Annotated in this window: 23 protein-coding genes and 1 tRNA gene; 13 read left to right on the top strand and 11 right to left on the bottom strand. The window is 43.5% G+C overall.

All coding sequences use genetic code 11. From position 1 onward, the window contains the following. Positions 1-6 precede the first annotated feature (6 nt). The 5 genes from QY309_05925 to QY309_05905 all read right to left on the bottom strand — a co-directional run bounded on the left by QY309_05925 (position 7) and on the right by QY309_05905 (position 6,665). Positions 7-1,563: a DUF4957 domain-containing protein gene (locus tag QY309_05925; GenBank protein WKZ61018.1), complete on the bottom strand. Its 1,557-nt coding sequence runs from the start codon at positions 1,561-1,563 to the stop codon at positions 7-9. A 13-nt stretch (positions 1,564-1,576) separates the two neighbouring features. Further along, positions 1,577-3,406, bottom strand: a complete 1,830-nt coding sequence (locus QY309_05920) for a RagB/SusD family nutrient uptake outer membrane protein (protein ID WKZ61017.1) — start codon at positions 3,404-3,406, stop codon at positions 1,577-1,579. Between the two features lie 17 nt (positions 3,407-3,423). After that, positions 3,424-4,050: a hypothetical protein gene (locus tag QY309_05915; GenBank protein ID WKZ61016.1), complete on the bottom strand. Its 627-nt coding sequence runs from the start codon at positions 4,048-4,050 to the stop codon at positions 3,424-3,426. A 59-nt stretch (positions 4,051-4,109) separates the two neighbouring features. Continuing rightward, positions 4,110-5,183, bottom strand: a complete 1,074-nt coding sequence (locus QY309_05910) for a TonB-dependent receptor (GenBank protein ID WKZ61015.1) — start codon at positions 5,181-5,183, stop codon at positions 4,110-4,112. A gap of 114 nt (positions 5,184-5,297) precedes the next feature. Continuing rightward, positions 5,298-6,665, bottom strand: a complete 1,368-nt coding sequence (locus tag QY309_05905; protein ID WKZ61014.1) for a SusC/RagA family TonB-linked outer membrane protein — start codon at positions 6,663-6,665, stop codon at positions 5,298-5,300. Positions 6,666-6,951: 286 nt separating this feature from the next. On the opposite strand from QY309_05905, the gene kduI reads away from it, so the two are divergent. Genes kduI through QY309_05880 form a run of 5 tightly spaced genes read left to right on the top strand, consistent with a single transcriptional unit; the run spans position 6,952 to position 12,483 of the window. After that, the gene (gene kduI / locus QY309_05900) at positions 6,952-7,797 is read left to right on the top strand and encodes a 5-dehydro-4-deoxy-D-glucuronate isomerase (protein ID WKZ61013.1); all 846 of its coding nucleotides are present in this window, start codon (positions 6,952-6,954) and stop codon (positions 7,795-7,797) included. Between the two features lie 5 nt (positions 7,798-7,802). Then, a complete protein-coding gene (locus QY309_05895; GenBank protein ID WKZ61684.1) occupies positions 7,803-8,591 on the top strand; it encodes a gluconate 5-dehydrogenase in 789 nt (262 codons plus the stop codon). After that, entirely contained in the window at positions 8,588-9,610 is a 1,023-nt protein-coding gene (locus QY309_05890; GenBank protein ID WKZ61012.1) for a LacI family DNA-binding transcriptional regulator, read from the top strand. Before QY309_05895 ends, QY309_05890 begins: the two co-directional genes overlap by 4 nt. Before the next feature lie 13 nt (positions 9,611-9,623). Further along, positions 9,624-11,042 (top strand): glucuronate isomerase, encoded by a 1,419-nt coding sequence (gene uxaC, locus QY309_05885; protein ID WKZ61011.1) that lies wholly within the window; start codon positions 9,624-9,626, stop codon positions 11,040-11,042. Positions 11,043-11,064: 22 nt separating this feature from the next. Next, complete coding sequence (locus tag QY309_05880; GenBank protein ID WKZ61010.1) at positions 11,065-12,483, top strand: tagaturonate reductase; 1,419 nt, start codon at positions 11,065-11,067, stop codon at positions 12,481-12,483. An 11-nt stretch (positions 12,484-12,494) separates the two neighbouring features. On the opposite strand, the gene QY309_05875 is transcribed toward QY309_05880, so the two are convergent. Then, a tRNA-Ser gene (locus QY309_05875) sits at positions 12,495-12,581 on the bottom strand. 111 nt (positions 12,582-12,692) lie between these two features. Here QY309_05875 and QY309_05870 point away from each other — a divergent pair. Next, positions 12,693-13,103, top strand: a complete 411-nt coding sequence (locus QY309_05870; protein WKZ61009.1) for an OsmC family protein — start codon at positions 12,693-12,695, stop codon at positions 13,101-13,103. A gap of 8 nt (positions 13,104-13,111) precedes the next feature. Here the strand turns inward: QY309_05870 and QY309_05865 are convergent, their stop codons facing one another. Further along, positions 13,112-14,347: an ABC transporter permease gene (locus QY309_05865; GenBank protein WKZ61008.1), complete on the bottom strand. Its 1,236-nt coding sequence runs from the start codon at positions 14,345-14,347 to the stop codon at positions 13,112-13,114. A gap of 133 nt (positions 14,348-14,480) precedes the next feature. On the opposite strand from QY309_05865, the gene QY309_05860 reads away from it, so the two are divergent. Then, complete coding sequence (locus QY309_05860; protein WKZ61007.1) at positions 14,481-15,740, top strand: asparagine synthetase B; 1,260 nt, start codon at positions 14,481-14,483, stop codon at positions 15,738-15,740. Between the two features lie 4 nt (positions 15,741-15,744). Here the strand turns inward: QY309_05860 and QY309_05855 are convergent, their stop codons facing one another. The 3 genes from QY309_05855 to lpxK form a co-directional block, all read right to left on the bottom strand. Continuing rightward, complete coding sequence (locus QY309_05855) at positions 15,745-16,341, bottom strand: tRNA-(ms[2]io[6]A)-hydroxylase (protein WKZ61006.1); 597 nt, start codon at positions 16,339-16,341, stop codon at positions 15,745-15,747. 5 nt (positions 16,342-16,346) lie between these two features. Beyond that, the gene (locus QY309_05850; GenBank protein ID WKZ61005.1) at positions 16,347-18,215 is read right to left on the bottom strand and encodes a hypothetical protein; all 1,869 of its coding nucleotides are present in this window, start codon (positions 18,213-18,215) and stop codon (positions 16,347-16,349) included. 61 nt (positions 18,216-18,276) lie between these two features. Then, on the bottom strand, positions 18,277-19,311 hold the full coding sequence (gene lpxK, locus QY309_05845; GenBank protein ID WKZ61004.1) for a tetraacyldisaccharide 4'-kinase: 1,035 nt from the start codon (positions 19,309-19,311) through the stop codon (positions 18,277-18,279). Positions 19,312-19,365: 54 nt separating this feature from the next. Between lpxK and QY309_05840 the strand changes: the two genes are divergently transcribed. From QY309_05840 to QY309_05830, 3 genes are read left to right on the top strand one after another with little or no spacing between them, the layout of a single operon-like run. Continuing rightward, positions 19,366-20,463: a Nif3-like dinuclear metal center hexameric protein gene (locus tag QY309_05840; protein WKZ61003.1), complete on the top strand. Its 1,098-nt coding sequence runs from the start codon at positions 19,366-19,368 to the stop codon at positions 20,461-20,463. A gap of 14 nt (positions 20,464-20,477) precedes the next feature. Beyond that, positions 20,478-21,284 carry a C4-type zinc ribbon domain-containing protein gene (locus QY309_05835; GenBank protein WKZ61002.1) on the top strand — a complete coding sequence of 269 codons (807 nt, stop codon included), beginning with the start codon at positions 20,478-20,480 and terminating at the stop codon, positions 21,282-21,284. Continuing rightward, the gene (locus QY309_05830; GenBank protein WKZ61001.1) at positions 21,214-22,761 is read left to right on the top strand and encodes a tetratricopeptide repeat protein; all 1,548 of its coding nucleotides are present in this window, start codon (positions 21,214-21,216) and stop codon (positions 22,759-22,761) included. The genes QY309_05835 and QY309_05830 overlap by 71 nt, the downstream gene beginning before the upstream one ends. 250 nt (positions 22,762-23,011) lie before the next feature. On the opposite strand, the gene QY309_05825 is transcribed toward QY309_05830, so the two are convergent. Further along, entirely contained in the window at positions 23,012-23,656 is a 645-nt protein-coding gene (locus tag QY309_05825; protein ID WKZ61000.1) for a histidine phosphatase family protein, read from the bottom strand. Positions 23,657-23,766: 110 nt separating this feature from the next. On the opposite strand from QY309_05825, the gene QY309_05820 reads away from it, so the two are divergent. Genes QY309_05820 through QY309_05810 form a run of 3 tightly spaced genes read left to right on the top strand, consistent with a single transcriptional unit; the run spans position 23,767 to position 24,832 of the window. Next, the gene (locus QY309_05820; protein ID WKZ60999.1) at positions 23,767-24,012 is read left to right on the top strand and encodes a hypothetical protein; all 246 of its coding nucleotides are present in this window, start codon (positions 23,767-23,769) and stop codon (positions 24,010-24,012) included. Next, positions 24,009-24,410, top strand: coding sequence for a type II toxin-antitoxin system VapC family toxin (locus tag QY309_05815; GenBank protein ID WKZ60998.1), 402 nt, complete (start codon positions 24,009-24,011; stop codon positions 24,408-24,410). Before QY309_05820 ends, QY309_05815 begins: the two co-directional genes overlap by 4 nt. Then, entirely contained in the window at positions 24,407-24,832 is a 426-nt protein-coding gene (locus QY309_05810) for a hotdog fold thioesterase (protein ID WKZ60997.1), read from the top strand. Before QY309_05815 ends, QY309_05810 begins: the two co-directional genes overlap by 4 nt.

Raw genomic sequence — 24,832 nt, 5'->3', positions numbered from 1 at the left:
AACCTGTTAATTTCTCCATCTCGGATCACCCACTTGTCTGTCTATAAGCGACTGATTGGAAATGGTAAAGTCTCCATTGGCCGCATCGGCAAAACCCGGATCCAGTGTTGTGAAATTTGCTGAAAGATCAATCTTAGCGTTTGCGACATAAGCTTCTGTATAAAAGCCTGCCGCACTGAAATAATTATTATTTGAACATGTTGGCTGCGAAGTACCGCCTTGATTCGAATAATATCCGTCAGTTGCCGCAATGAGTGTATTCTGAACCGTTAATGAGTTTGAATTGAATCGTACATACAGAATTCTGTCGGCAGTATTGGATACGCCATACAATGTACAATGATCAATTAACACATTAGAGTTAAGCCCTGTACCACTAAAACCGGATGCCGCATCCATGCGGATAAAATCACGACCAGGAGAGCTGTTATTAAATGTGCTGTTTACCACTTTTAAATCGACCACATATGTATTTCTGAAATCAATAAAATCGCCACCAGATGTAAGCACATTGGTTACAATACAATCATTTACTTCGATGGCATTAACCGTTGAGGCTACGTTTCCAGCAATAAATGATCGTGCAAAGTCGTGTATATTACACCCTTCAAGTTTTAGTGTACCGTAAGTAACAGCAGCCGTGTTGTAACGAACCACATCATTAAGCGTCTCATCTCCGTCCAGGTCAAGGTCACCTAATACTACAGATGCCGCTGCGTCCAGAATGCTAAATTGAACATGAAGCAATGGCCTATTGTATGGCAAATAGCCTCTGATCTCAATAGACTTATTTATGTCGATTGAGCCGGTATAGGCCAAATAATCACCAGGGTGAAGCACCAAGATGCTTCCAGGAGCAGCACCAGCAATTACAGCGCTCAGGTCATCTGTTGCCTGTACCTCAATGGTATTCGGACCGGCAGGATCCACCAGTGTTCTGAATTCAATAAAACCCCGTTGGCTGCTACCCGAGTACATGGTAACTGAATAATTGGTAAGACCGCTAAGACCCGTAATCGTTGCTTCACCGGCTGCTTTTTCGCCCGCAGATATATTCCTTTCAACATTACCAGGATTAATCACAAACCGGGTAACCTCACTTCCTGCTGGCCATGAAAGCGTTACCTCCGTTGAACCGATGTTATCATTAGCCAACGGAAGGAAAATATTTTCAGATTCAGTAAGCACGGTAATTGCCGACCACTTAGAGTCTGCTACACCTGCAGCACTTACTCCCTTTACCCGTGCGGAATATCGCGTGTCACCAAAAAATACTTCCTGCACCGGAAGTTCATCGGGTTGCACGGTAATGGTGCGAATGATGGATGTGAACAACAAACTATCCTCGCTAAACTCCACAACATAATGATCCACATCATCACGAACATTCCAGGTAAGTTCAATGGTTGTTCTGTTTCGTATAAAAGCCTGAAGTCCGTGAGGGGACAATACACGCGCCAACTCAAGCTCTTCCACCAGCGGGTCAATATTATCGTCACAGGAAACGGAGAATAATCCGAATGAACTGATGAACAACAATGTTTTGATATATATATGCTTCATATCTGTTATCATTTTAATATCCGTAGTCGTTTACCAACGTACCATTGCTCGCATCAATAAATACCTGAAAGATGGGCCATAACTGTTTTGTATCTGGATCATTTCTGTAAATAGTATTGATTTTATCATCGCTTATGGCACCGGGTCTCACAAAAGGATCACCTCCACCAGTTACAAACTCTATATAATCACCACCGGGATTTGCTGTTTCTCCACGATTAAAACCATATAATTGCAACGTTTCTCCATCAGCAGCATATTTGTAATACACGTTAGCAGGTACATCGGCATACTCACCTGTTCGATTTCTGAGCCTGTCCATTTTTTCTTTGGCTTCATCCAATTTTTCTTTAAGTAAATTCCACCGAATAAGAGCTTGTTTACGCTCCATTTCTCCACAAAACTCAAATTTATGCTCATCCACAATTGCATTAAATAGAGCAACCCCACTTAATGCATTTACATAAGCATCCACTTTAGTAGCGTGTTCAGATGCCGGAAAAGCTCTTCTACGGATTGTCTTAAGATGATCCTTAGCAACCCCCTCCTGTCCAAGGAAGTAAGCAGCCTCAGCAGCCATCAATAACACCTCTGCATAGCGCATATACATTTTATTCACACCATCGTCATTGGAATTATCAACAAAACGATTCATCCATTCATACCGGTACTTGCCGAAGAACCAAGTGTTCAGTCCAACCAGCTCTTGTTTAGCAAAAGGTCTGGATAATCCGTTTATCGGGCTAACTATCGTTCCGGATGTTGTTCCATATCGATAAGGTACACAAGTAACATCGCGTCTTGCGTCCATTGCATCGTAGTCATAAAATACATGAGGCAAAGGACCAGCTACACCACCGCGATTTGATCCATTATTATGATACTGGTCCCCTGCGTTTTGGTGGCGCACTGCAAATGTGAATAACATCCGCCCACGACCATCAGAAAAGGGTATTTCCCAAAGCGATTCTCCACCAGCAGCGAGTACTTCTTGATTGTATTTCCTCCAAAGGCCTTCAAATGTTGGCTCCAAATGCGCTTTTCCACTCTCAATTACATCTGTACATTCCTGTAGCGCAATTTGATACAACTGTTGCTCAGTAAAATCAGGTAATTGGCCTTTCCGAATACCATCTGGTCGTTGAGAATACCCTGCGGCAGCTAACGCTATACGTGCGCGCAAGCCTTTTACAAATGCCTTGTTTATTTGCTCCACCGTAGCTGTATTTTCTGATTCATTTGGCCAGGAGGCTAAAGCCGCGGCTTCTTCCAAATCTTTCAGCAATTGATTGTAAATAAGGTCACGGTCAACTTTCGGCTTATAAAGCGTTTCTGATGTAATTGGTTCAAAACGTTCAGGCACATCACCCCAAGCTTTGATCAAATCGGCATAATATATGGCACGGTAAGTAAGCGCAGTGGCAAGCAATTCACCCATACGCCTGTTTGATGTCGGATTACCATATGTACGAAGCCCACGAATACAAAGGTTAGCGCGCTCAATACCAGAGAACATCATTGCCCAAGCAGAATTTGCCAGATTCATCTGGTCATTATTCGCAAGAGCATTATAGGTTGCCAGATCAGATGCACCGCTTATCGTTTGTGAATTGTTGTGCCACTCCACATCCGTATTCATGCCATACATTGGTAAAAAACGGCCACGGTAGGAGTTGGTTTCCATCATGGGAATCAACACACTATTCACTGTTTCCTGTGCCAAACTTGGCGTTGAGAAAATCACCGATTCGTCCAACGAAGACTTACTTGGCGCATCAAAGAAATCATTGCATGATGTAAGTACGCTGGCAAAAAATATTATGATTATATATTTCGTTTTCATAGTCAAATTGCCTCAGGTTAAAAATTAAAGTTTAAACCAAATACCACTTGCCTGCTGCGAGGATATGCAGAGAAGTCTACACCAGGAGTATATGGTGTATTCCTGCGTGTTGACACTTCAGGATCAAAACCACTATAGTTGGTAAGTAAAAACACATTATAACCGGTTGCATAAACCCTGAAGTTCTTAATCCTTACTTTTGAAGTTATGGCTGATGGAATTGTATACCCAAGCGTAAGGGTGTTTAGTCTAAGAAATGACCCATCTTCAACAGCCCAATCACTAAATACATAACGACTCATAAATGGCGACCACATTGTAGTGTTACTATTTAGCGAAGCCAATTCGGTGGGGTCAGTTACCAATTCTCCGGATGCGTTGATGTTTGTCCATCTTGACCCCTCAGCCATTATATCGATTAAATTTCTGTACTGATTATTTGGGTTGGCGGTTGTGTACTCTATTTTATTTGCGTTATATACCTGGTTACCGTAACTCCAATTAAAGTTTGCTGTGATATCGAAACCATATGCATAGCCATTTAGAGAAAAGCCACCTGTATGTTTGGGAAGTGCACTACCTATAACTCTTAGGTCATTAGCATTAACAACACCGTCACCACTTACATCTCGCAACTTCATCATTCCTGGCCTGGGGTCACCCAAAGTACCAACCACACCTGATGCATCAGCCACACCTGCTTTCAAAATCCACCTATCCGTACCGTCATCGTATCCTTCAAATCTGACACTTCGTAACGACCATCATTCAAATAACCGTACATCTGTCCTAACGCATAGCCAACTGCCACCTTGTAGTCATTACCGATTTGTGTGGATGCCCAGTTAGAGTTTGTTCCCGCGGTTATCTCTTGTAGTGAACCAAGCGAGATTATTTTATTTCGATTAAAACTAATGTTGGCACTAATATTAAGTCCATAGTCCTCTTTATCTATGGCCGCATATGTAAGCGACAACTCAATACCCTTATTTTCTGTTTCACCCATATTTCGGTATTGATCTTCATAACCTGTGCCCGTTGTGGGGAAACGTACAAGGAGATCCTTCGTAAGATTTCTGTATAGTTCAATCGTACCAGTGATACGATTTTGCAACAAGCCATAGTCCAGGCCTATGTTGGTCGTAACGGTTGTTTCCCATTTCAAATCTGGATTAGCCATTGTTTTAGAAGGTGTTAGATAAGTGGTAACTCCATTCATCCAACCTAGCGATGTGCCTGTTGCAGGCTCAAAAAACTGGAAAGTTTGTCCTGTAGGAATATTATTGTTGCCAGACTCTCCGTAGCTCGCTCTCAATTTCAAAAGGTTAATTCTATTCAGAAGGCCTGACATAAATCCTTCTTCCGAGATTTTCCATCCGACCGACATCGAAGGGAAATAGCCCCATACATTATCTCCTAAGAAACGACTTGAACCATCCGCACGATACACACCTTCCACAAAATATCGACCTCTGTAATTGTAATTCGCACGGGCAAAAAATGAAAGCAAGTGATCGTTCGGACTATAAAAGTTACTTACGGAGATAGGAAACTTTGCCAGAGAGGTTAATCGGAACGCCTCTTCAGAAGTGAAGAGCACATCAAAACCATGAAGCGTTGATCTCAGGGTGTTATCATTACTGGTAAGCACTTCATGTCCCACGAGCACATTAAGATTGTGGTCACTATTGTTAAATAATCCTCTGAAATCATAACTCAAGGTGTTGGTGTTACGGAGACGAAGTCGTTTCCCCTCTGCCATAATCACAGCGGGCATCCTGTTACCAGTAGGTGTGTTTTTTACTATAGTACGTTGTTGTTCCGTAAAACCTATAGTCACGTGTATTATATCGATCTATACCACCTTCTATTTTCAGTTTAAGATTGTCAATTATAGTCCATCCAAAACTTCCTCCAATGTTGAAATTGTGCGTTCCTGATAGCGGTTATTATCGTAAGTAGCCCTGATGGGATTTGTGAGATCTCCTACTAGCTGTTCATTCGTATCATCAGCATCAGACACCAATCCCGGAATAGAAAGCGGGGAATAACTTACGCTGTGCTTCAACCGGGAATCTGCTGATGAAACTTCATTTTGTTCGTTCGCTCCACCTCCATTGATTTCCGTGTTAGAGTAACGCAGAGTAAAACCAATTTCAACCTTATCCGTTGGCTTGTTATTCAGTCTAACCGTAATGTTATCGCGTGTATAGTCAGAAGCAAGCATAATAGCATCCTCCTGGAATCGTGCATAATTGATGGAGTAATTAAATTTCTCAGTTCCACCCCTTACGCTAAGATCATTATTAAATACCTTTCCGGTGTGCCCATAGATTTGGGACTGCCAGTTATTACCTCTCAAACCAGCATACAAATCAATATCCTGAAAAGTGCCAAAGAAATTTTCAAATGAAGAGATATCATCTTCATCTCTCATCATGGCATATTCATATTGCCATTTCACATAGTCCTGCGGTGCGAGTACATCAAGGGTTTTGGCAATTCGCTTAAAACCGGTAAACGTGTTAAAATTTACCGACACCTTCCCATCGGTGGTACCGCCTTTGGTGGTAATCAATACCACACCGTTAGCACCACGTGAACCATAAATGGCTGTTGATGAAGCATCCTTTAATACGGTGATGGTTTCAATATCGGATGGCGATACATCGGAAATGCTGTTCACCGGGAAACCATCTACTATATATAATGGATTATTATCCTGCGAAATGGAAGTTCCGCCCCGCACACGAATATTGATTTCAGCATCGGGAGATCCCTCTGTGGAAGTTACCTGTACGCCAGCCAAACGACCAGTAAGTGTTTCGGCTACGGTGGCAACCGGCATTTTCTTCAAGTCATCGCCACCTACCGATACAATTGATCCGGTCAGGTCGGCCTTTTTAGCAGTACCATAACCAACAATCACAACTTCTTCCAATTGTGAAATATCAGCTACCATCTCAACCGCAAGATTCGTTTGGCTACCTACCGCCACTTCCTGTGGTGTCATTCCCACAAACGTGAAAACCAAGGTGGCGCTTCCCGAAACAGAGATGGTGAATTTGCCATCACTGTCGGTTACCGTTCCGTTAGAGGTTCCTTTCTCCGTTACTGTTACACCCGGCAAAGCCTCTCCCTCAGACGTTACCGTTCCGGTTACGGTGCGGGTCTGCGCAAGGAGGTCTGGAGTGCACAACAGCAACAAGACAACTGCTGAAGCAATTGTAAGCTTTACTGATCGTACAATTCTATTCATAAAGGAGTATTAAGGGTTATTAAGTAAGAAAATGCCAGCCTGACTGAGCCTGAAATTGCCTTGTCGCAATCGATTTTTAGCAATTTTATGCGCAATCGATTGCATATTATAAAGTCTTCGTATATTTACCAAAACAAATTTTAAATTTTTGAAAATAAGTGGCTTTATAATCTGAATAAAAGGCTTTTGACAGAAGTAAAGATTGAAAGCACAACGCTTTTGGATATACACCTGTCTGATCCAATCACATGAATTATCGATTATATTGCGCAAACGATTACACACTATGAGTTCAATTGTTCCAGATTCTGTGCGTCATGCCGTTCATCCGTCTCAAAGTAAACACTTCACCACCCCTGAGCTTCGGGAGCACTACCTGATTGATACCATTTTTGCTGCAGATAAGGTTACTGCTCACTATACTTTGTATGATCGCTTTATGGCGGGAGGTGCTATGCCCTCCTCAAAACCACTTGCTCTTGAGGTACCGGAAATTTTAAAAGCGGATTTCTTCCTGCAGCGCAGAGAGATGGGGATTATCAATGTTGGAGCAACTGGCTCAATTGAAGTGGATGGAAAGGAAATTGAACTTCAACCCAAAGAAGCATTATATATAGGAATGGGAACAAAAAAGGTAGTGTTCCTTCCTGGGAAAAATGGCACTCCCCTATTCTACTATAATGCAGCACCGGCACATCATGCTTATCCGGTAAAAAAGGTTTCGCTTGATCAGGCCGAGACAGTGGAATTAGGATCACAACAAACGGCAAACCAACGAACCATCCGCAAACTGCTTATCAGTGGAGTAATTGAAACGTGTCAGCTTCAAATGGGGCTAACCGAATTGAAACCGGGCAGCGTGTGGAATACCATGCCACCCCATACTCACGACAGGCGCATGGAAATTTACCTGTATTTTAACGTTCCCGATAATCAGGCGGTCTGCCACTTCATGGGAGAACCTGAGGAAACCCGGCCACTGTGGGTAAAAAATCACCAGGCTGTTATATCACCCCCGTGGTCGATTCATGCTGGTGCCGGCACCAGCAACTATTCCTTTATATGGGGAATGGCCGGAGAAAATCTTGACTATAACGACATGGATGTGGTGCAGCCGATTAACTTGCGATAATAATGATGCCTGAACTTTTTAATTTAAAACACAAACGGGCGCTTATTACAGGCGGCACCCACGGCCTTGGTATGGCAATGGCCAAAGGCCTGGCAAGTGCAGGCGCTACCCTATTAATCAATGGGCATACTGAAGAAAAAATGAAATCCGCTCTGGCAGAATACAAAGCTGCAGGCTTTACCGCGCACGGATTTCTCTTTGATGTAACCAACGAAGCAGAAGTTAAATCAGCAGTCGATAAAATCGAGCAGGAAGTTGGCCCGATTGATATACTTATTAATAATGCCGGAATTATAATGCGCACACCCATGTTGGAGATGGAGGCGGCTGACTTCAGAAAAGTAATTGACATTGATCTGGTTGGTCCCTTTATCGTATCCAAACATGTTGGTAAGTACATGATTCAGCGCAAGGCAGGAAAAATCATCAACATCTGTTCCATGATGAGTGAGCTTGGTCGCAACACAGTATCCGCCTATGCAGCCGCTAAGGGAGGATTGAAAATGCTAACCAAAAACATGGCAACCGAATGGGCCAGGCATAACATACAGGTGAATGGCATCGGCCCCGGCTACTTTGCCACCGCCCAAACCGCTCCGATCCGAACGGAGGGGCATCCGTTCAATGAATTTATCATTAACCGAACACCGGCAGGCCGTTGGGGTGATCCGGAAGATTTAGCCGGTGCTGCTATCTTTTTGTCATCCGCAGCCAGCAACTTTGTTAACGGACAAATTATTTATGTTGATGGTGGCTTGTTGGCAACCATTGGCAAACCTTCAAACGAAGTATGAGAAGAGAACGCGCAACCATACACGACATCGCAAAAAAATTAAACATTACGGCTTCAACCGTTTCGCGCGCGCTTAAAAACCATCCGCGGATCAGTGAAGAAACCAAGAAAGCCGTATTGAAAGCAGCAGAAAAACTTAACTATCAACCCAATCACATTGCAGCCGCCTTACGAAACGGGCGCAGTAAAATCATCGGCATTATCGTACCCACAGCCGATCGTAGTTTCTTTTCTTCTGTGGTTCGCGGCATTGAAGAAATTGCCAACACCGCGCAGTACAACGTAATGATCTGCCAATCATACGACAACTACGAAAAGGAAGTTGCCACGGTTGAAGCGTTACTCAATGCGCGAGTGGATGGCATCATCGCCTCCTATGCAAAAGGTACGGAAGACTTTGAACACTTTTTAAAAGTCAAGAACAAAGGAATTCCCTTGATCATGTTCGACCGATCGAACGAAGAACTGGAGGTGAGCTCTGTAATTATTGATGACTATCAGGGCGCATACAATGCCGTAAAGCACCTCATCAACCAGGGATGCAAGCGAATAGCCCATTTCACGGGAATAAAAAAAATAAGCATCTATCGTGAACGCTTCCGCGGATACAGAGAAGCCTTGCAAGATCACGGCATTGCCTATGACGAATCACTCGTTGTTGGCAGCAACCTGCAGTTGGATGATGGCCGTGAATCGATGTTAAAACTACTGTCCCTACCCGAACCACCGGATGCCGTATTTTCTGCCAGTGACTATGGCGCCATGGGCGCTATGCAGGTATTAAAGGAACGCAACATCAGAATCCCGCAAGACATTGCCCTGGTTGGTTTTGGTAACGAACCCTTTACCTGGTTCTCAGAACCACAACTTACCACCATCGATCAGCGTAGCAAACAAATGGGAAATGCCACAGCCGAAATATTTTTAGAACAAATTGGAGCCGGAAACAAAACATTTGTTCCGAAAAAGACTGTGCTTAAACCTGAATTGATCATTCGAAAATCATCACAACGCAAATAGACACCCGAACATCATGAGTGAAGCCCTATTAAACACCTCATTTTTAACGGAAGATTTTTTATTGCAAAACGAGTTTGCCAAGATTCTGTATCACGATTACGCCAAAAATCTTCCCATTATAGACTACCATTGCCACCTGCCGCAACGAGACATTGCCCGTAACCGACAGTTTGAAAATGTGTCACAGATCTGGTTGGCCGGTGATCATTACAAGTGGCGCGCCATGCGCACATTGGGCATCAATGAAAAGTACATTACCGGTAACGCATCCGATAAAGATAAATTTGAGAAATGGGCATACACGGTTCCGTATACTGTACGCAATCCGTTGTACCATTGGACGCACCTTGAACTACAACGATACTTTGGCATCAACCAGTTGCTAAATCCTGATAGTGCCAATGCCATTTACAAGGATTGCACAGAAAAACTGAATACCCAGGAATACTCAACACGCGCGTTGCTGAAGAAAATGAATGTTCAGGTTGTCTGTACCACGGATGATCCAGCCGACTCATTGGAAGACCATCTTCAGCTCAAACAGGAAAATTTTGAAATTAAAATTCTGCCTACGTTTAGGCCCGATAAGGCATACGCTGTTGAAAATCCGGCAGCCTACCTCACCTACCTCGGTCAGCTTAGTAGCGTGGCTAATGTGGACATCAACCGCTATGCGGATTTATTGAAAGCATTGGAAAAGCGAATTGAGTTTTTTGTAAGCGTTGGGTGCAAATTAGCAGATCATGGTTTGGAACAACTCTATCACTTCCATGCCAATGCATTTGATATTGAGGCCCTCTTTAAAAAAGTAAAAAAGCTTGAAGCCCTTTCGGCTGACGAAGTGCGCTTCTTTAAATATAAAACGCTATTGGAATTGTGTCGCCTGTATCACAAACAAGGCTGGACGCAGCAATTTCACTTAGGCGCCTTGCGTAACACCAACGAACGCATGCTTCGCGAGCTCGGACCCGATACCGGTTTTGATTCCATCGGTGATTTCTCACAAAGTGTAGCATTGTCGCGATTTTTGAATGATCTTGACTCAACCAATCAGTTAGCCAAAACCATTCTTTATAACCTCAACCCATCAGATAACGAAGTGATGGGCACCATGATTGGCAACTTTAATGATGGCTCCTCAAAAGGAAAAATCCAGTTTGGTTCTGCCTGGTGGTTCCTCGATCAGAAGGATGGAATGGAAAAGCAAATCAATGCGCTTTCCAATTTAGGTTTGCTGAGTTGCTTTATTGGTATGCTTACCGATTCACGAAGCTTCCTCTCCTATCCGCGTCATGAATATTTCCGGAGAATACTATGCAACCTGATTGGGCGTGATGTAGAAAATGGTGAATTGCCTAAAGATGAAAAGTGGTTAGGCAAGATCGTCTCGGACATCTGCCACTACAATGCAAAGGAGTATTTCAAATTTTAAATAAGGATCATAACATTTTAAGATGTTAAAGAAATTAAACCGAGAAAATGCTGGTGTTAAACAACAGCATCCCGTTAAGGTATTGCAATTTGGGGAAGGGAATTTTTTGCGTGCATTTGTCGATTGGATGGTTGACCTGATGAATGAACGTGCTGGATTCAACGGTTCGGTACAAATCGTTCAGCCACTTGCCAATGGCATGGGAGAACTCATCAATAAACAAGAAGGATTATACCATGTCGTGTTGAATGGAATCAAAAATGGAAAATCATTTTCCGAAACCAGGTTGATTACCTGCGTTACCGGTGTGATCAATCCGTTTGAAGATTTCAATGGCTTTTTAAAAGCAGCCGAAAATCCAGACCTGGAGTTTGTTATTTCCAACACTACCGAGGCTGGTATTGCATTTGATGAAAACGACCGCTCCTTACAAACTTTACCTAAGAGCTTTCCTGGAAAATTAACGTTACTGCTTCACCATCGATTTTGGTTTTTTCATGGTGATCCAAAAAAAGCATTAACCATCATTCCGTGCGAACTGATTGATAAAAACGGACTAGAGCTGAAAAATGTAATACTTCAATACATACAACTTTGGCGCTTGCCACACGAATTCAGACAATGGATTGAAAACCATACAACGTTTTGCAATACGTTAGTCGACCGCATTGTTCCTGGCTTTCCAAAAGAAACGATTGGTGAGATTCAGCAACAACTTGGCTATGAAGATAACTTAGTTGTTACCGCAGAACCCTTTCACCTGTGGGTAATTGAAGGGCCTGAAGAGTTAAAGCATAAGTTACCCGCTAAACAAGCAGGACTGGACGTAAAATTTGTTTCCGATCAATCACCTTACCGCACCAGAAAGGTGCGCATATTAAATGGTGCCCACACAGCCATGGTGCCGGTGGCTTATTTGCATGGCTTGCGTACCGTACGGGAAGCAGTTGATGATGCCTATATCGGGAAATTTATTCGCGAAGCAGTTATTGAAGAGATTATCCCAACACTGGACTTACCCCAAAGCGAATTAAAACAATTCGCGCATGATGTAATTGAACGTTTTCAAAATCCATTTATTAAACATGAGCTGATTACCATAGCACTTAACTCAATCTCAAAATATAAAGTGCGGGTGTTGCCTTCACTTATTGAATACATCAACCGCAAGCAATCCTTGCCGCATCGATTGATTCACTCGCTCGCAGCCTTGATCTGTTTCTATAAAGGAACCTGGAATGGCTCCACCATTCCACTCAATGACGCACCAGAGGTACTGGCCTTTTCCAAAGAAGCCTGGGGCAGCGGCTCTCTACAAGAAACAGCAACCCGATTTTTATCCAACCAGTCTTTCTGGGATCAGGATTTGACGGACATCACTGGCTTGACAACGCTTGTAGTGGCTGAGATGGAGAAACTTATCGCTACTCAAAAAGGCTAGAAAAAAATTTGCGGAGAGAGAGGGATTCGAACCCTCGGTACGGTTACCCGCACAACGGTTTTCGAGACCGTCCCATTCAACCACTCTGGCATCTCTCCTCTTAGCTGCCGAAGATCTGGCGCAAAGTAAAATACTTTTGTGCTCAAATCTGGTTTTGTTTGTCAAGAAAAGTTAGTTTCGTCAGCAGAACATAACTAAATCCCACGCATATGAAACGCAAAGCAACAGCCGTTTGGCAAGGCTCAGGTAAAGAAGGTAAAGGTCATTTGAGCACACAAAGCACCGTGCTGAACAAAACGCAATATTCATTCAGTTCCAGGTTTGAAGAAGGCGTAGGTACAAACCCGGAAGAACTAATTGCTGCGGCTCATGCAGGATGCTTTACGATGAAGTTGAGTTTTGTATTAGGCGAAGCGGGGTTTACACCTACTGAATTATCCACTACCTGCACCATCACATTGGAGAACGGAGCGATAACGAATGCTGATCTTGAGCTCAAAGCATCTATTCCTGATATCTCTAAAGAGAAGTTCATGGAGTGTGCGGAAAATGCAAAAGTGAATTGCCCGATTTCGAAATTGTTGAATACTAAGATTTCGTTAAAAGCAGCGCTCGCTTAAGCAAGTCTTTATTCGAAGCGTAAGGATTCTATTGGATCAAGCTTGGAGGCCTTGTGTGCCGGGTAATAACCCGACAAGAGTCCAACAAACACACAAACAAACAAGCCAAAGAAAATCCATACCCATGGAACGATGTAGCTATCCATGCCTAGAAAACGTGCGCCCAGGTTTCCGATAAGAATACCCAGCAGGATACCCAACGCACCTCCCAGCAAACACACGACAATCGCTTCCGTTACAAATTGCTGGCGAATACGAAGCGGGGTGGCGCCCAAAGCTTTGCGTACACCAATTTCACGCGTGCGCTCGGTTACGGAAACCAGCATGATATTCATAAGCGCTATGGAAGAACCCAGTAGCGTAACAAAACCAATTAGAAATCCGGCCGTGCGCACATATCCTGCCATTTGAGCCGTTCGTTCAGCCAAGGAAACACTGCGTTCAAGCTCAAACGAATTTTCATTTCCAATCCGGTCTTGACGTATTCTGCGCATTAAGCCGGTGGCTTCTCCCATGGCGTTATCAACATTGTTAATATCATCAATACCAACGGTAAGCCTGTACCACAAACTTCTTCCCTTTGCCATTTGGTTGGCCACCCGAATGGGCACAACAACCATATTATCAAAATTGCCTTCCAGTGATTGACCCTTCTCTTCAATCACACCAATTACCTTAAACTGAACGCCAAGAAATGAAATCTTTTCTCCGATTGGATTTTCATTTTCATTGAACAAACCGGTGTAAATCTTGTATCCGATCACAGCCACATGAGTACCGTACTCCACCTCCATAGTGGACAAATTTCTGCCTGCCCTCAGGTTAAGTCCTTTAATGGGCAGGTAATTCTCGTTTGAACCCAAGACCTGAATATTTGGGTTAGTCTTTTTTGAAAGACGCTTTACCTCAGCCGTTCCGGTTAAAAAAGCCGAAAGACTGACGGTAGCGGGAAATGAATAGTCGTTTTCAAACTGACTTACCTCACGAAAATTAAGATTTGGATATCGCTTTTCTGAAACACCCTCCGTACGTCCACCCCGATTGGTTTTAGAGGTAATATCAAATGTATTCGCTCCAAGCGATGACAAGCTCTCATTAATTGACCGTTCAACACCATCAACTGCGGTAAGCGCTCCTACAAGCGCGGTGATGCCGATGGCAACAATAAGGGCGGTAAGTACGGAACGAAGCAGGTTTGCCTGCACCGACCGCAATCCTTCCCGCATATTTTCTATCACATTCATGAAACCGGTTTACTATGCCAATACGTTGATTAAAGAGTCGAAATGTTACAATATCTGTGATTTTTTATTCATTGGGGCATTTACCTAACTTTGAGATGGCGGAATACACAAATAATCACTTGATTTAATGCATATGATGAGGGGGAGTGTTTTGATTGGATTGTTGCTGATTGCAGCCCTTGCAAGGGCTAATTACCTGTTTATTCCCATGGATGAGAAGCAGGCCAACCACCTGAAAGCCTACGGAATAGCTTATTGGATATTGCGCAGCGAAACGGAAGTAGATTGGCTGTTGAATTACCGCGGGGGCAGTTTCATGGTTAAATTTCATCCTGCTATTCAGAATGAGCTCGTCATACGTGGGGTGAGTTATGAAGTGATCTCCGATGCACAAGCCAATCAGATTATTCTGGAAATCTCCAGTCCGGCCGTAAACTACGACATCATGAAACTGGAGAAGTACCCACGTATTGCCGTGTACTCACCCAAAACGGCTCAGCCGTGGGATGATGCTGTAACCCTGGTACTCACGTACGCTGAAATTCCCTATGATGTGGTCTACGATGATGAAATCCTTTCAGATGTGTTGCCGCGCTACGATTGGCTGCACTTGCATCATGAAGATTTCAGCGGGCAGTATGGTAAGTTTTACGGATCCTTCAGCAACATGCCTTGGTATATTGAAGCCCAAAAGGAGGCAGAAGAAACCGCGCGCAGAAATGGCTTCAACAAAGTATCCCAGCTTAAGTTGGCAGTAGCCAAACGCATTAAAGAATTTGTTGCAGGTGGTGGCTTTATGTTTGCCATGTGCTCGGCTACCGATAGCTACGACATAGCCCTTTCAGCCGAAGGTGTTGATATTTGTGAGCGTATGTTTGATGGCGATGGAGCCGATCCGCAGGCACAGGAAAAAATCGATTACGAAAAAACGCTGGCCTTCACCAATTTCAGATTAGTGAGAGACCCATATCAATATGAATTCTCCGATATCGATAATCCACCCAATGAACGCGGCCTGCGTCAGGCCAATGATTACTTCTCCATTTTTGAGTTCTCGGCCAAATGGGACCCTATACCCACCATGCTTACCCAAAACCACACCCGCGTGTTGAAAGGTTTTTTCGGACAAACCACCGGATTTAAAAACCACCTCATCAAACCCGATGTAGTGGTTATGGGAGAAAATAAAGATATTAAAGAAGCGAAATATTTACACGGAGTTCTTGGCAAGGGCTTCTGGACATTCTACGGTGGACATGATCCAGAAGACTACCAGCATCAGGTAGGTGAAGAGCCAACCGATCTCAATCAGCATCCGAATTCTCCAGGCTACCGACTCATTCTTAATAACGTACTTTTTCCTGCTGCCAAGAAGAAAAAGCAGAAAACCTGAAGTACTAATGCATCCGATCTCCTCTAACCTCCATCTTTTTCATAATCCCGGCTTCATCGGCCAGCAATTGTCGCCAACGATTTTCAACATACTCCTCGGGCATGTACGTCTTTGCCAATTGAAGGAAGTTTTTATAGTGACCCGCTTCAGAAACCATCAACTCATAGTAAAAGATGGCTAGCTCCTGATCGGCTATATTTTTCCACAATTGTTTAAATCGCTCCGCACTCCGAGCCTCGATCAACGCATTCATCAGCAGCTTTTCAACCAACTGTTCTTCCCGGCTTCCACCTTTTCTTATCGAGCCATTTAAAGCCTCCACATAAGCATCCTTGCGTTGCTTGCCTAATTTATAGCCGCGCTTTTTTAACTCTTCAATCACACGCTCGAAATGCCCCCACTCCTCAGCTACTACCGGAGTCAGCATTTCTACCAATTCTTCCTTTTCGGGATATTGAACAATTAAGGAAATGCAGGAAGAGGCTGCCTTCTGTTCACAGTAGGCATGATCAACCAGAATATCTTCAATATTCTTCTCTGCAATATTCACCCACCGCGGATCGGTGGGCAACTCAAGCCCTAACGTGAATTTGTCTTTCATTAAAATCAATCATAAAACGACCAATCAAAACCAAAATCAAACACGTTAACCACACCCGGATAAAAAGGTGTTGGCACCTGCGCTGATTTTGAAAAAGCCGCCATGATGTTATTATACTTTAATAATATTCTGCCGCGGATAATCTTGGCGCTCAAAAAAACATCTACCAACGGAAACGATGGACTTATAAATTCTCGTTGCGTATGAAACTGTTGGATCACCGGATCGTACCCATATGCGTAATAAGCTGATTTCCAATGCAGGTCTAATCCAACCTGAAAATCAAAGTTACCACCAAACCAGATATTGGCATACGACAGTTGCGCATTAACCAAAAGTTCAGGTATCTGTAAGGCGTCATCTGCATTCTCCAATATGCGGGTGTAAATGGTGCGCGTGGTCAACCACGTGTTCTTCAGTGGCCTGATGTGCAATGCCAATTCAGGTGAAGCAATAGTTTGGTAACCCGATGACTGAACAGGAAGTACAGTCTGGTCGATACCAAAATCTCCTTTCTTAAAGAACACCAGGTTACGAAATGTAGATAACCGAATGCCCGGATATATTTTGAACCAATCCGAATTGTAAATAAGCTTTCCTCCTATTTCACTGGCTTCAACGGGGCTGAAGTTATTCATCCATATATCATGACTTCCCCGATAAGCCTGCTGCAAAAACGAAGGCGATGAAACCGAGCGTTTCAGAAAAGCTGAAAACCACTTGGTGTCAATACTTCCGGAAATGCGGTAGCGCTCGTCCAGCATAGACTCTATGTGCCCGCGTACCTGAATAAGGGAATCCAACTGAAGCTCCATGCGGCCTCCAACATAAAATTCCGTTCCACTGGTTGGTAAATAGAATCCATCATCCAGAAAATACTTGTAATCAATTGAATACTGACGTAGCGCCACATACCCATTATAAAACAATTTTAAGAGATTACCCTTTATTCCGCCTTCATTGCGCAGCGTATTGAATTTTGTCTGATCACGCGTAAGGGCACTATCAACTACTACTGCATCAAAAAACAAATCCCGATTGGGCTCAGAATTATAGTTGTTGTTAAAGCGAACATTTTGACGATCTCCATCAAGCCGGTGATATACCTGAAGCGCTTCTCCTACCTTGTACTGATGGTAAAAATGATAGTTCCTTCTCAAATCACTATTTTGAGCGGAGAGCAACATGGGCTGCGCATTCTCTTCGAACAAATCGGAAAGCAGAAAATTATTTGGATCATCAACCCGAACACCGCCATATTCAAAAACGCGATGAAACATGCGCTTGAATCGAATAAGTGCTGTGTACGAACTATCCTTATTGTGATAACTCATAAACATACCGTACGCCTCTGCCCGTGCGTTCCGATCACCTTTACCCTGTCGCTGTATCTGCTTATCAATAAAAATGCCGTTATAATGAAAGCCGAAATTCCACCGGGGATTAATGTTACGGCTGTACATGATGTTGGTGAGCGATCTTCCCTTTCCGCCAAGAATAACATTAAGATTCGTATACGGTGAACGCGTGTTAAAAAAATGCTGTGGCATTGAATTCCAATACAGATCGTATGCATTAAAGCCGGATGTAGCACCAATCACATCAGGTACCTCCTGATATATTGACCGGATGGCCGTTCCGATGTTGCCGAGATCCTGATACAGATTTTGCCTGCGTTGACTAAACGAGAACTGATGAAAATTTCGGATCACCGTATCAATGGGATAGGAAGTCCACTTGTTTCGGAATAAATCTTCTTCTAAGAAATATTGTGATGTGGTGGGACCGTAAATCTGCTTGGTAGAGTCATCAACTATGCTTGAACGTGACCTTGGTTCGACCGGCATATCCTGAGCCAACGTTGAGATACTCATAAGAACCAGATACACTCCAATTATAGACCGTCTAAAAAAATCGAATATCATTGTATAAAAATCAACCACGGCTTATAAAATCCTGCACAAGCATATCAAAATCCTTACCATTCTTTATGAATTTCATCTCGATCGGCAGATAAAATATAGGAAGCTCCTGTATCATGGACTTCAGTTCATCACTCATTAGCTTTACACGATCCTTTTCAGTAGTGAGTATACTCAGATTGGAATTTGAAGAGACAACTGATGATAACTTCTCTACATCGCGCTTTGTATAGTTGTAATGATCGCGGTACTCAAGGTGCTGCACAAGCTTAAAGTTTTTTTCAACATACGCTTTTAAAGGTTGCGGACGTGCTATACCACTAAGAAGTATAACCTCATTTGAAAAAACAGGATACTTATCTGACATCGGCACAGGCTCGCCATACCGGATGGTTGAAAAAAATACCGGCTTCTGCGTAAACATATGAACCGCATGCATCATCTTCATCATTTCATTTTCACTCAACGTATGTGGGCATTTTGTAATCACGATTACATCCGAACGATTTGCACCTTCCTGTCCTTCACGCAACCGCCCAAATGGAAGCACATGATCTTCATAAAAAGGCTTGCTGTACTCCGACAATAAAATTGAAAATCCTGCATTTACCTTTCGATGTTGAAATGCATCATCCAATACTACTACCTGAACCTCCGGATGCTGATCGAGGATTTGTGGAATAGCGAGCGCACGTTCTTCACCAACTGCAACCACCACCTCCTTACCGTACTTGGTGAAAAGTTGAAATGGTTCGTCACCGATCGTCTTGGCTGTAGCAGACGAATCGGCCAATAAAAAACCCTTTGTCTTTCTGCCATAGCCCCGGCTCAGAGCAGCCAATTTCACCTGACTGCCCAACAATCGAATCAGGTACTCAACCATCGGGGTTTTACCTGTTCCACCAACAGCCAGATTTCCCACACCAATCACCGGAATATCAAAGGTTACAGAGGGCTTAAGTTTTAAATCATATAGCTTGTTGCGGATGTTCATCACCACATCATAAACCACCGCAAACGGCCACAGCAAAAGCTTTAAAACAGACATGAATAATTTTACCTTTGACCCTAAACGCCAAAGGTACAATTAACGCATTGATTCATGAAAGTTTCTGAAGTTACACAATACCTCGAGTCGATTGCACCGCGCGCCTACCAGGAATCATACGATAACTCCGGGCTGCTTACCGGTAGTCCTGATCAGGATGTTACTGGTATCTTGATTACGTTGGACTGCATAGAAACTGTTGTTGAAGAAGCCATCCAGAAAAAGTGCAACCTCATCATCGCACACCATCCCATTATTTTCAAAGGCTTGAAGAAGATTACCGGAAGCAACTATGTGGAGCGAACGGTACTAAAAGCGATTAAAAACGACATTGCCATTTACGCCATCCATACCAACCTGGACAATGTGCATACCGGGGTAAACCTGAAAATTGCGGAGAAGATCGGGCTAAAGAATCTGAAAATCCTGGCGCCAAAAAGCAATACCCTGACCAAGCTGGTAACCTTTATACCCAAAGGCAATGCTCAAGAGGTATTGGATGCCTTACACAAAGCCGGGGCCGGCCAGATTGGCGACTACAAAAACTGCAGCTTCAGTGTAACCGGCACAGGTACCTTTATGCCCACCGAAAAGGCCAATCCCCATATCGGACAGGCACTTCGGCAAGAACGCGTTGAAGAAGATCGGGTTGAAGTCATTTTTCCGGCTCATCTCGAAAGAAAAATGGTTCAGGCCTTGAAAAAAGCGCATCCATATGAGGAAGCAGCGTACTACCTAACAGCGCTAAACAATGAAAATCAAGAAGTTGGATCGGGCATGGTTGGTGAACTGGAGGTTGCTTTGGAGCCGATTCAGTTTCTGAAGCACCTGAAAACCGCCATGAATCTGGAGGTTATCAGGCATACCCTATTAATGGAAAAGCCGATAAAACGGGTGGCCATTTGTGGGGGCTCAGGCAGTTTTCTACTTTCAACTGCCATCCGAAACGGGGCACAGGCTTTTGTAACCGCAGATTTTAAATACCACGAGTTCTTTGATGCTGATAATCAGATTGTTGTAGCCGATATCGGGCATTACGAAAGCGAGGTATATACGAAAGAACTCCTGGGTGATATTTTGAAAGAAAAATTTCCTACTTTTGCAGTCAATTTTTCAGAAACTAGCACAAATCCAGTACGTTACTTTACATAGATTTTAAATACTGAATGGAAACTCAAACCGTAGCACAAAAACTCGAAGCCCTTGTAAAACTTCAATCCATCGACAGCAAACTAGACGAACTGATTAAACTAAGGGGGGACCTGCCCGATGAGGTGCAGGACCTGGAGGACGAGATGGAAGGGTACAAAACCCGCCTGCAACGACACGAGAATGAGCTCAAGGAAATTGAGGAAAACATCAAAAAGAGCAAGGAAGGAATCAAAGAGGCTGAAAAGCTGATCAAAAAATACAACGAGCAGCAGAAAAACGTACGAAACAACCGGGAGTTTGACGCCATCACCAAAGAAGTTGAACTTCAGGAACTTGAAATCCAGATCTGCGAAAAACGCATCAAAGAAGGCAAAGACCTCACCCAAGCCAAAAAAGACGAAATCGAAAAAACAGAAGCCTTGATCAAAGAAAGAGGCGAACACCTGGACATCAAAAAGAAAGAACTTGACGGCATCCTTGCCGAAAGCCAGGAAGAAGAAAAGAGGCTGATGGCCGAACGCGACAAGGCCGTTAAGAAAATCGAAGACAAAGCTATATTAAAATATTACGAACGCCTGAGAGGTAGCCTGAGCAATGGCTTAGCTGTTGTACGCGTAGTGCGCGGTGCCGCTGAAGGATGTAACATCGTTATCCCTCCGCAAAAGATTGCCGAGATCCGCGAGAAGAAAAAAATTGTTATCGATGAGCATTCCGGTCGTATCTTAGCCGATGTGGATATGGATTCACTGGATGACAGCGATAAGCCTAAGAAGGCCGGTGCTCCTGCCACGCCTGTCAGGAGAAGAAAAGCCGTTGGGTAACCAGACAACGATATCGTGGAAAAAGGCAGGGCAGTTTACCTGCCTTTTTTTTTGGATGCTGCCTGCATTCAGTCAACCTGCTACATGGCTTACACAGGAACCGTATACCCAAGCACATGAACTTACGCTAAGCCTACAACTGGATGAAAGCAGGAAACTCCTCTCCTCTTCCACCACACCCGAAGCGATTTACATTAACTCACTTTCGGATGTATTCCAGTTATTGATTTCCGAAGATGCGGAACGCTTTACGGAACTCGAAAAAGTTTATGAAAGCCGAATCAACACGTTAAAGAAAGCATCGCCACAAACGGCAAAGGAACTATTTGTATTGGCTGAGTTGCGGTTGCAATGGGGATTCGTGTACCTGAAATTTGGTCACGACTTCACTGCGGCATGGAGTGTACGACAAGCCCATGTGGTTAGTCAGGAATGTCTGCGAAAGTTTCCTGAATTTATGCCAACTAAAAAAACAGCGGGCCTACTGGAAATCATGTTGGGATCAGTGCCCGAAAAATATCAATGGGTGCTGAACTTGCTGGGCATGCACGGCTCGCTGGAAAAGGGTTTGACCATGCTTACCGACATCAAATCCATGGACAACCCGCTTGCTGATGAAGCAGAATTACTTCATCCGTTGATTAATGGTTTTGTCTTGCAGCAAACCGATTCGGCCCTTACCCATCTTGAGTTACTCCACCGAAATCAACCACAAAACCGATTGATTCTCTTTCTTGGCGCTTCTTTAGCGATCAAAAACTCATCCAGTGAGTTGGCGATGATTATGCTGGAGAAACTCAAGGGGCTCTCTACAGGGTTACCCCTGTACTATTCCGACTACCTTCTGGGTGAAGTGTACCTGCATCAGGGGAACTATTCCAAATCCATTGCTGCTTACCAGAATTTTATCAATCAATACAAAGGCATTAACTACATCAAAGATGCACACTATAAAATAGGGCTCGCCTATTGGCTGCAACATCAACCTGATCGGGCAAAGGTGTATTTTGAATTGGCAAAATTAAAAGGCAGAGAAGTTACCGAAGCCGATAAATACGCAGCTCGTAGTCTTGCTGAAAATGATTTTTTCAACATACCGATTACACGTGCACGGTATGCCATTGATGGTGGTTATTATGATGAGGCCGTTCGTCTGCTAAGAAGTATAAAGAAGGAAGACCTGAACACAACGCACGATCTGACAGAATATCACTATCGCTTTGCGCGACTCTACCACAAAACCAATTTGATGGCGGAAGCCAAACGCTATTACGAACAAACCATAGAATTTAGTGGATCGGAAACCTGGTACTTTGCACCGAACGCATGTCTCCAACTGGGGTACATTTATCGCGATGAAGGAAACAAAGATGAGGCGCGAAAATATTTCAGCAAAGCCCTCAGTTATAAGAAGCATGCGTATAAAAACAGCATCGACAGTAAGGCGAAATCTGCGTTAGCGCAGTTGAAGAAGTAACCACCCCGACTCAAGTAGTAAAAAACCATCCCTGCCCCTCCTTATCAGGAGGGGAATTATATAAACTCATTGCTCACGTTTGCTAATTCAGCTCCAGAGGAGCGACATCTTATTAGAAAGAAAATTAAATTCGATATGAGCTCCGTAGGAGCGGCATCTTGCTTAAAAATTAAAAAAACCACCCCCAGCCCCTCCTTGTCAGGAGGGGAGTTGGGTCTACCCTAAAACTCTACCAGAAGCAAGGAGTTTCTTATGCTACCTTGGCAAGTTGCTTTTGTAATTCTTTAAGATGTGTGGTGTCGTTGTACCGCTCAACACTAAACATCGAACCCGAATAGTTCAATACATACAGGCAAGCATTTTCATGTTCAAACATATCCATGCTTCGCAACGGGTAATTCAGCAGGTAACACAACAAAATTCGTATCGCCCGGCCATGCATACAAATCAGCACGGTCTTTTCATGGGTTTTATTCATTATGTGATCAACCGCAGGTTGCATGCGCTTGATCACATCTTCCGGACTTTCACCACCTTCAATGCGCAAATGCGTTTCTCCTTTTCTCCACTCGGCCAGCATGTGGTGGTAGTAAGCATCTTCTTGCGGTGTTATTGCCTGCCCCTCTTTCTTCCCCCACGAAATTTCATTTAGTCCTGCCAGCCGTTCATGCTTAAATCCGGCATCAATAAAATGTTGTACCGATTCGATGGTTCGCTTTAGGACGGAGGTGTAAACTTTATCAAACGGAACGGTTCTATATGCCTCGTAAAATGCCTTGGCCTGGGCACGCCCAAAATCATTCAGACTGCTATCCACCCCGCTGCCCTGAACGATACCACGAAGGTTAAAATCTGTCTGTCCGTGGCGAACAATGTATATTTTTTTCGTGTTCAATTTGTAGCTATTTTGGCCCTGTTTTCAGGGAAAAACCCAGAAAACTGCCGCAAAAATAGAAAAATTGACTAAAGTATTCGGAACAATAAACTATCAGATTCAGAACAGCTATGAAAGCAACTGACGCAAATTCGATCTTGGTTCAAAGCTATCTTGGCATTCTTGAGCGGCTAAATCCAGAATCACAACTTGATCTGATCTCCAAACTTTCGGAAAAGCTGAAAAAAGGAGGTCAACGAGAGAAAAACACTTTTCAAAAGGCGTTTGGAGCCTGGGACACCCGTGATTCCGCTGAAGAACTAATTCGGACTATCAGAAAAAGCAGGAAGCTAAATAGAAAAATTGAAGGATTGTGAACAAGTATTTATTAGATACAAATATCTGTATTTACTACATGAAAGGTCTTCACAACCTAAAGCAGCAGATTGAAAGGGCTGATCAAGAAAATTGTTACATATCCGAAATTACCTTAGCAGAGTTAAAATTTGGTGTTGAGAATAGCGCACATCCACAAAAAAATAAAAAAGCGCTTGATTACTTTTTAAGCGGGATTTCTGTATTACCAATTTATGAAGCTATTGACATCTATGCTAAAGAGAAAGCAAGATTACGTAAGGCTGGCACTTCGATTGACGATTTCGATTTACTAATTGGTTCAACTTCGATCGCCTTTAAAATGACCTTAATTACCAATAATACAAATCATTTCAAACGGATAAAGAATATTAAACTTGATAATTGGGTTCCCAAATGAGTCTTTTTCAAAAGCACCTAACTCTTGATCTTCTCAATAAAATGTCTGCCAACACCATGGTGGAACACCTCGGCATTGTGTTCACCGCCATAGGTGAAGATTACATTCAGGCCACCATGCCGGTTGATCACCGAACCCATCAGCCTTATGGACTGCTGCACGGGGGCGCATCCGTTGCCCTGGCTGAAACATTAGGCAGCGTTGCCGCGCATTGTTGTATTGATACAACCATTCAATATTGTGTTGGTCTCGACATTAACGCGAACCATGTGAAAGGAATTAAACAGGGAACTGTTACCGGTATTACAAAACCCATTCATATCGGCAAGCGCACGCATGTTTGGGAAATTCGGATTACCAACGAACAAAACGAACTGATTTGTATCAGTCGCATAACCATGGCTGTAATTGACAAGCGTTAA

The organism is Cyclobacteriaceae bacterium, from assembly GCA_030584025.1.
GTDB lineage: Bacteria > Bacteroidota > Bacteroidia > Cytophagales > Cyclobacteriaceae > UBA2336.
Note: the sequence above shows the minus strand (reverse complement) of the source record. Positions and strands in the feature narration are given on the sequence as shown.

Bases quoted from the DNA above. Each gene is read 5' to 3' on its own strand.
- QY309_05855 (WKZ61006.1), bottom strand. From the start codon at position 16,341: ATGAAAGACAAATTCACGTTAGGGCTTGAGTTGCCCACCGATCCGCGG.
- QY309_05835 (WKZ61002.1), top strand. From the start codon at position 20,478: ATGGAAACTCAAACCGTAGCACAAAAACTCGAAGCCCTTGTAAAACTT.
- QY309_05820 (WKZ60999.1), top strand. From the start codon at position 23,767: ATGAAAGCAACTGACGCAAATTCGATCTTGGTTCAAAGCTATCTTGGC.
- QY309_05905 (WKZ61014.1), bottom strand. From the start codon at position 6,665: ATGAATAGAATTGTACGATCAGTAAAGCTTACAATTGCTTCAGCAGTT.
- QY309_05865 (WKZ61008.1), bottom strand. From the start codon at position 14,347: ATGAATGTGATAGAAAATATGCGGGAAGGATTGCGGTCGGTGCAGGCA.
- QY309_05920 (WKZ61017.1), bottom strand. From the start codon at position 3,406: ATGAAAACGAAATATATAATCATAATATTTTTTGCCAGCGTACTTACA.
- kduI (WKZ61013.1), top strand. From the start codon at position 6,952: ATGAGTTCAATTGTTCCAGATTCTGTGCGTCATGCCGTTCATCCGTCT.
- QY309_05895 (WKZ61684.1), top strand. From the start codon at position 7,803: ATGCCTGAACTTTTTAATTTAAAACACAAACGGGCGCTTATTACAGGC.
- QY309_05915 (WKZ61016.1), bottom strand. From the start codon at position 4,050: ATGATGAAGTTGCGAGATGTAAGTGGTGACGGTGTTGTTAATGCTAAT.
- QY309_05860 (WKZ61007.1), top strand. From the start codon at position 14,481: ATGATGAGGGGGAGTGTTTTGATTGGATTGTTGCTGATTGCAGCCCTT.
- lpxK (WKZ61004.1), bottom strand. From the start codon at position 19,311: ATGTCTGTTTTAAAGCTTTTGCTGTGGCCGTTTGCGGTGGTTTATGAT.
- QY309_05925 (WKZ61018.1), bottom strand. From the start codon at position 1,563: ATGAAGCATATATATATCAAAACATTGTTGTTCATCAGTTCATTCGGA.
- QY309_05840 (WKZ61003.1), top strand. From the start codon at position 19,366: ATGAAAGTTTCTGAAGTTACACAATACCTCGAGTCGATTGCACCGCGC.
- QY309_05880 (WKZ61010.1), top strand. From the start codon at position 11,065: ATGTTAAAGAAATTAAACCGAGAAAATGCTGGTGTTAAACAACAGCAT.
- uxaC (WKZ61011.1), top strand. From the start codon at position 9,624: ATGAGTGAAGCCCTATTAAACACCTCATTTTTAACGGAAGATTTTTTA.
- QY309_05890 (WKZ61012.1), top strand. From the start codon at position 8,588: ATGAGAAGAGAACGCGCAACCATACACGACATCGCAAAAAAATTAAAC.
- QY309_05870 (WKZ61009.1), top strand. From the start codon at position 12,693: ATGAAACGCAAAGCAACAGCCGTTTGGCAAGGCTCAGGTAAAGAAGGT.
- QY309_05850 (WKZ61005.1), bottom strand. From the start codon at position 18,215: ATGAGTATCTCAACGTTGGCTCAGGATATGCCGGTCGAACCAAGGTCA.
- QY309_05830 (WKZ61001.1), top strand. From the start codon at position 21,214: ATGACAGCGATAAGCCTAAGAAGGCCGGTGCTCCTGCCACGCCTGTCA.
- QY309_05910 (WKZ61015.1), bottom strand. From the start codon at position 5,183: ATGCCCGCTGTGATTATGGCAGAGGGGAAACGACTTCGTCTCCGTAAC.
- QY309_05810 (WKZ60997.1), top strand. From the start codon at position 24,407: ATGAGTCTTTTTCAAAAGCACCTAACTCTTGATCTTCTCAATAAAATG.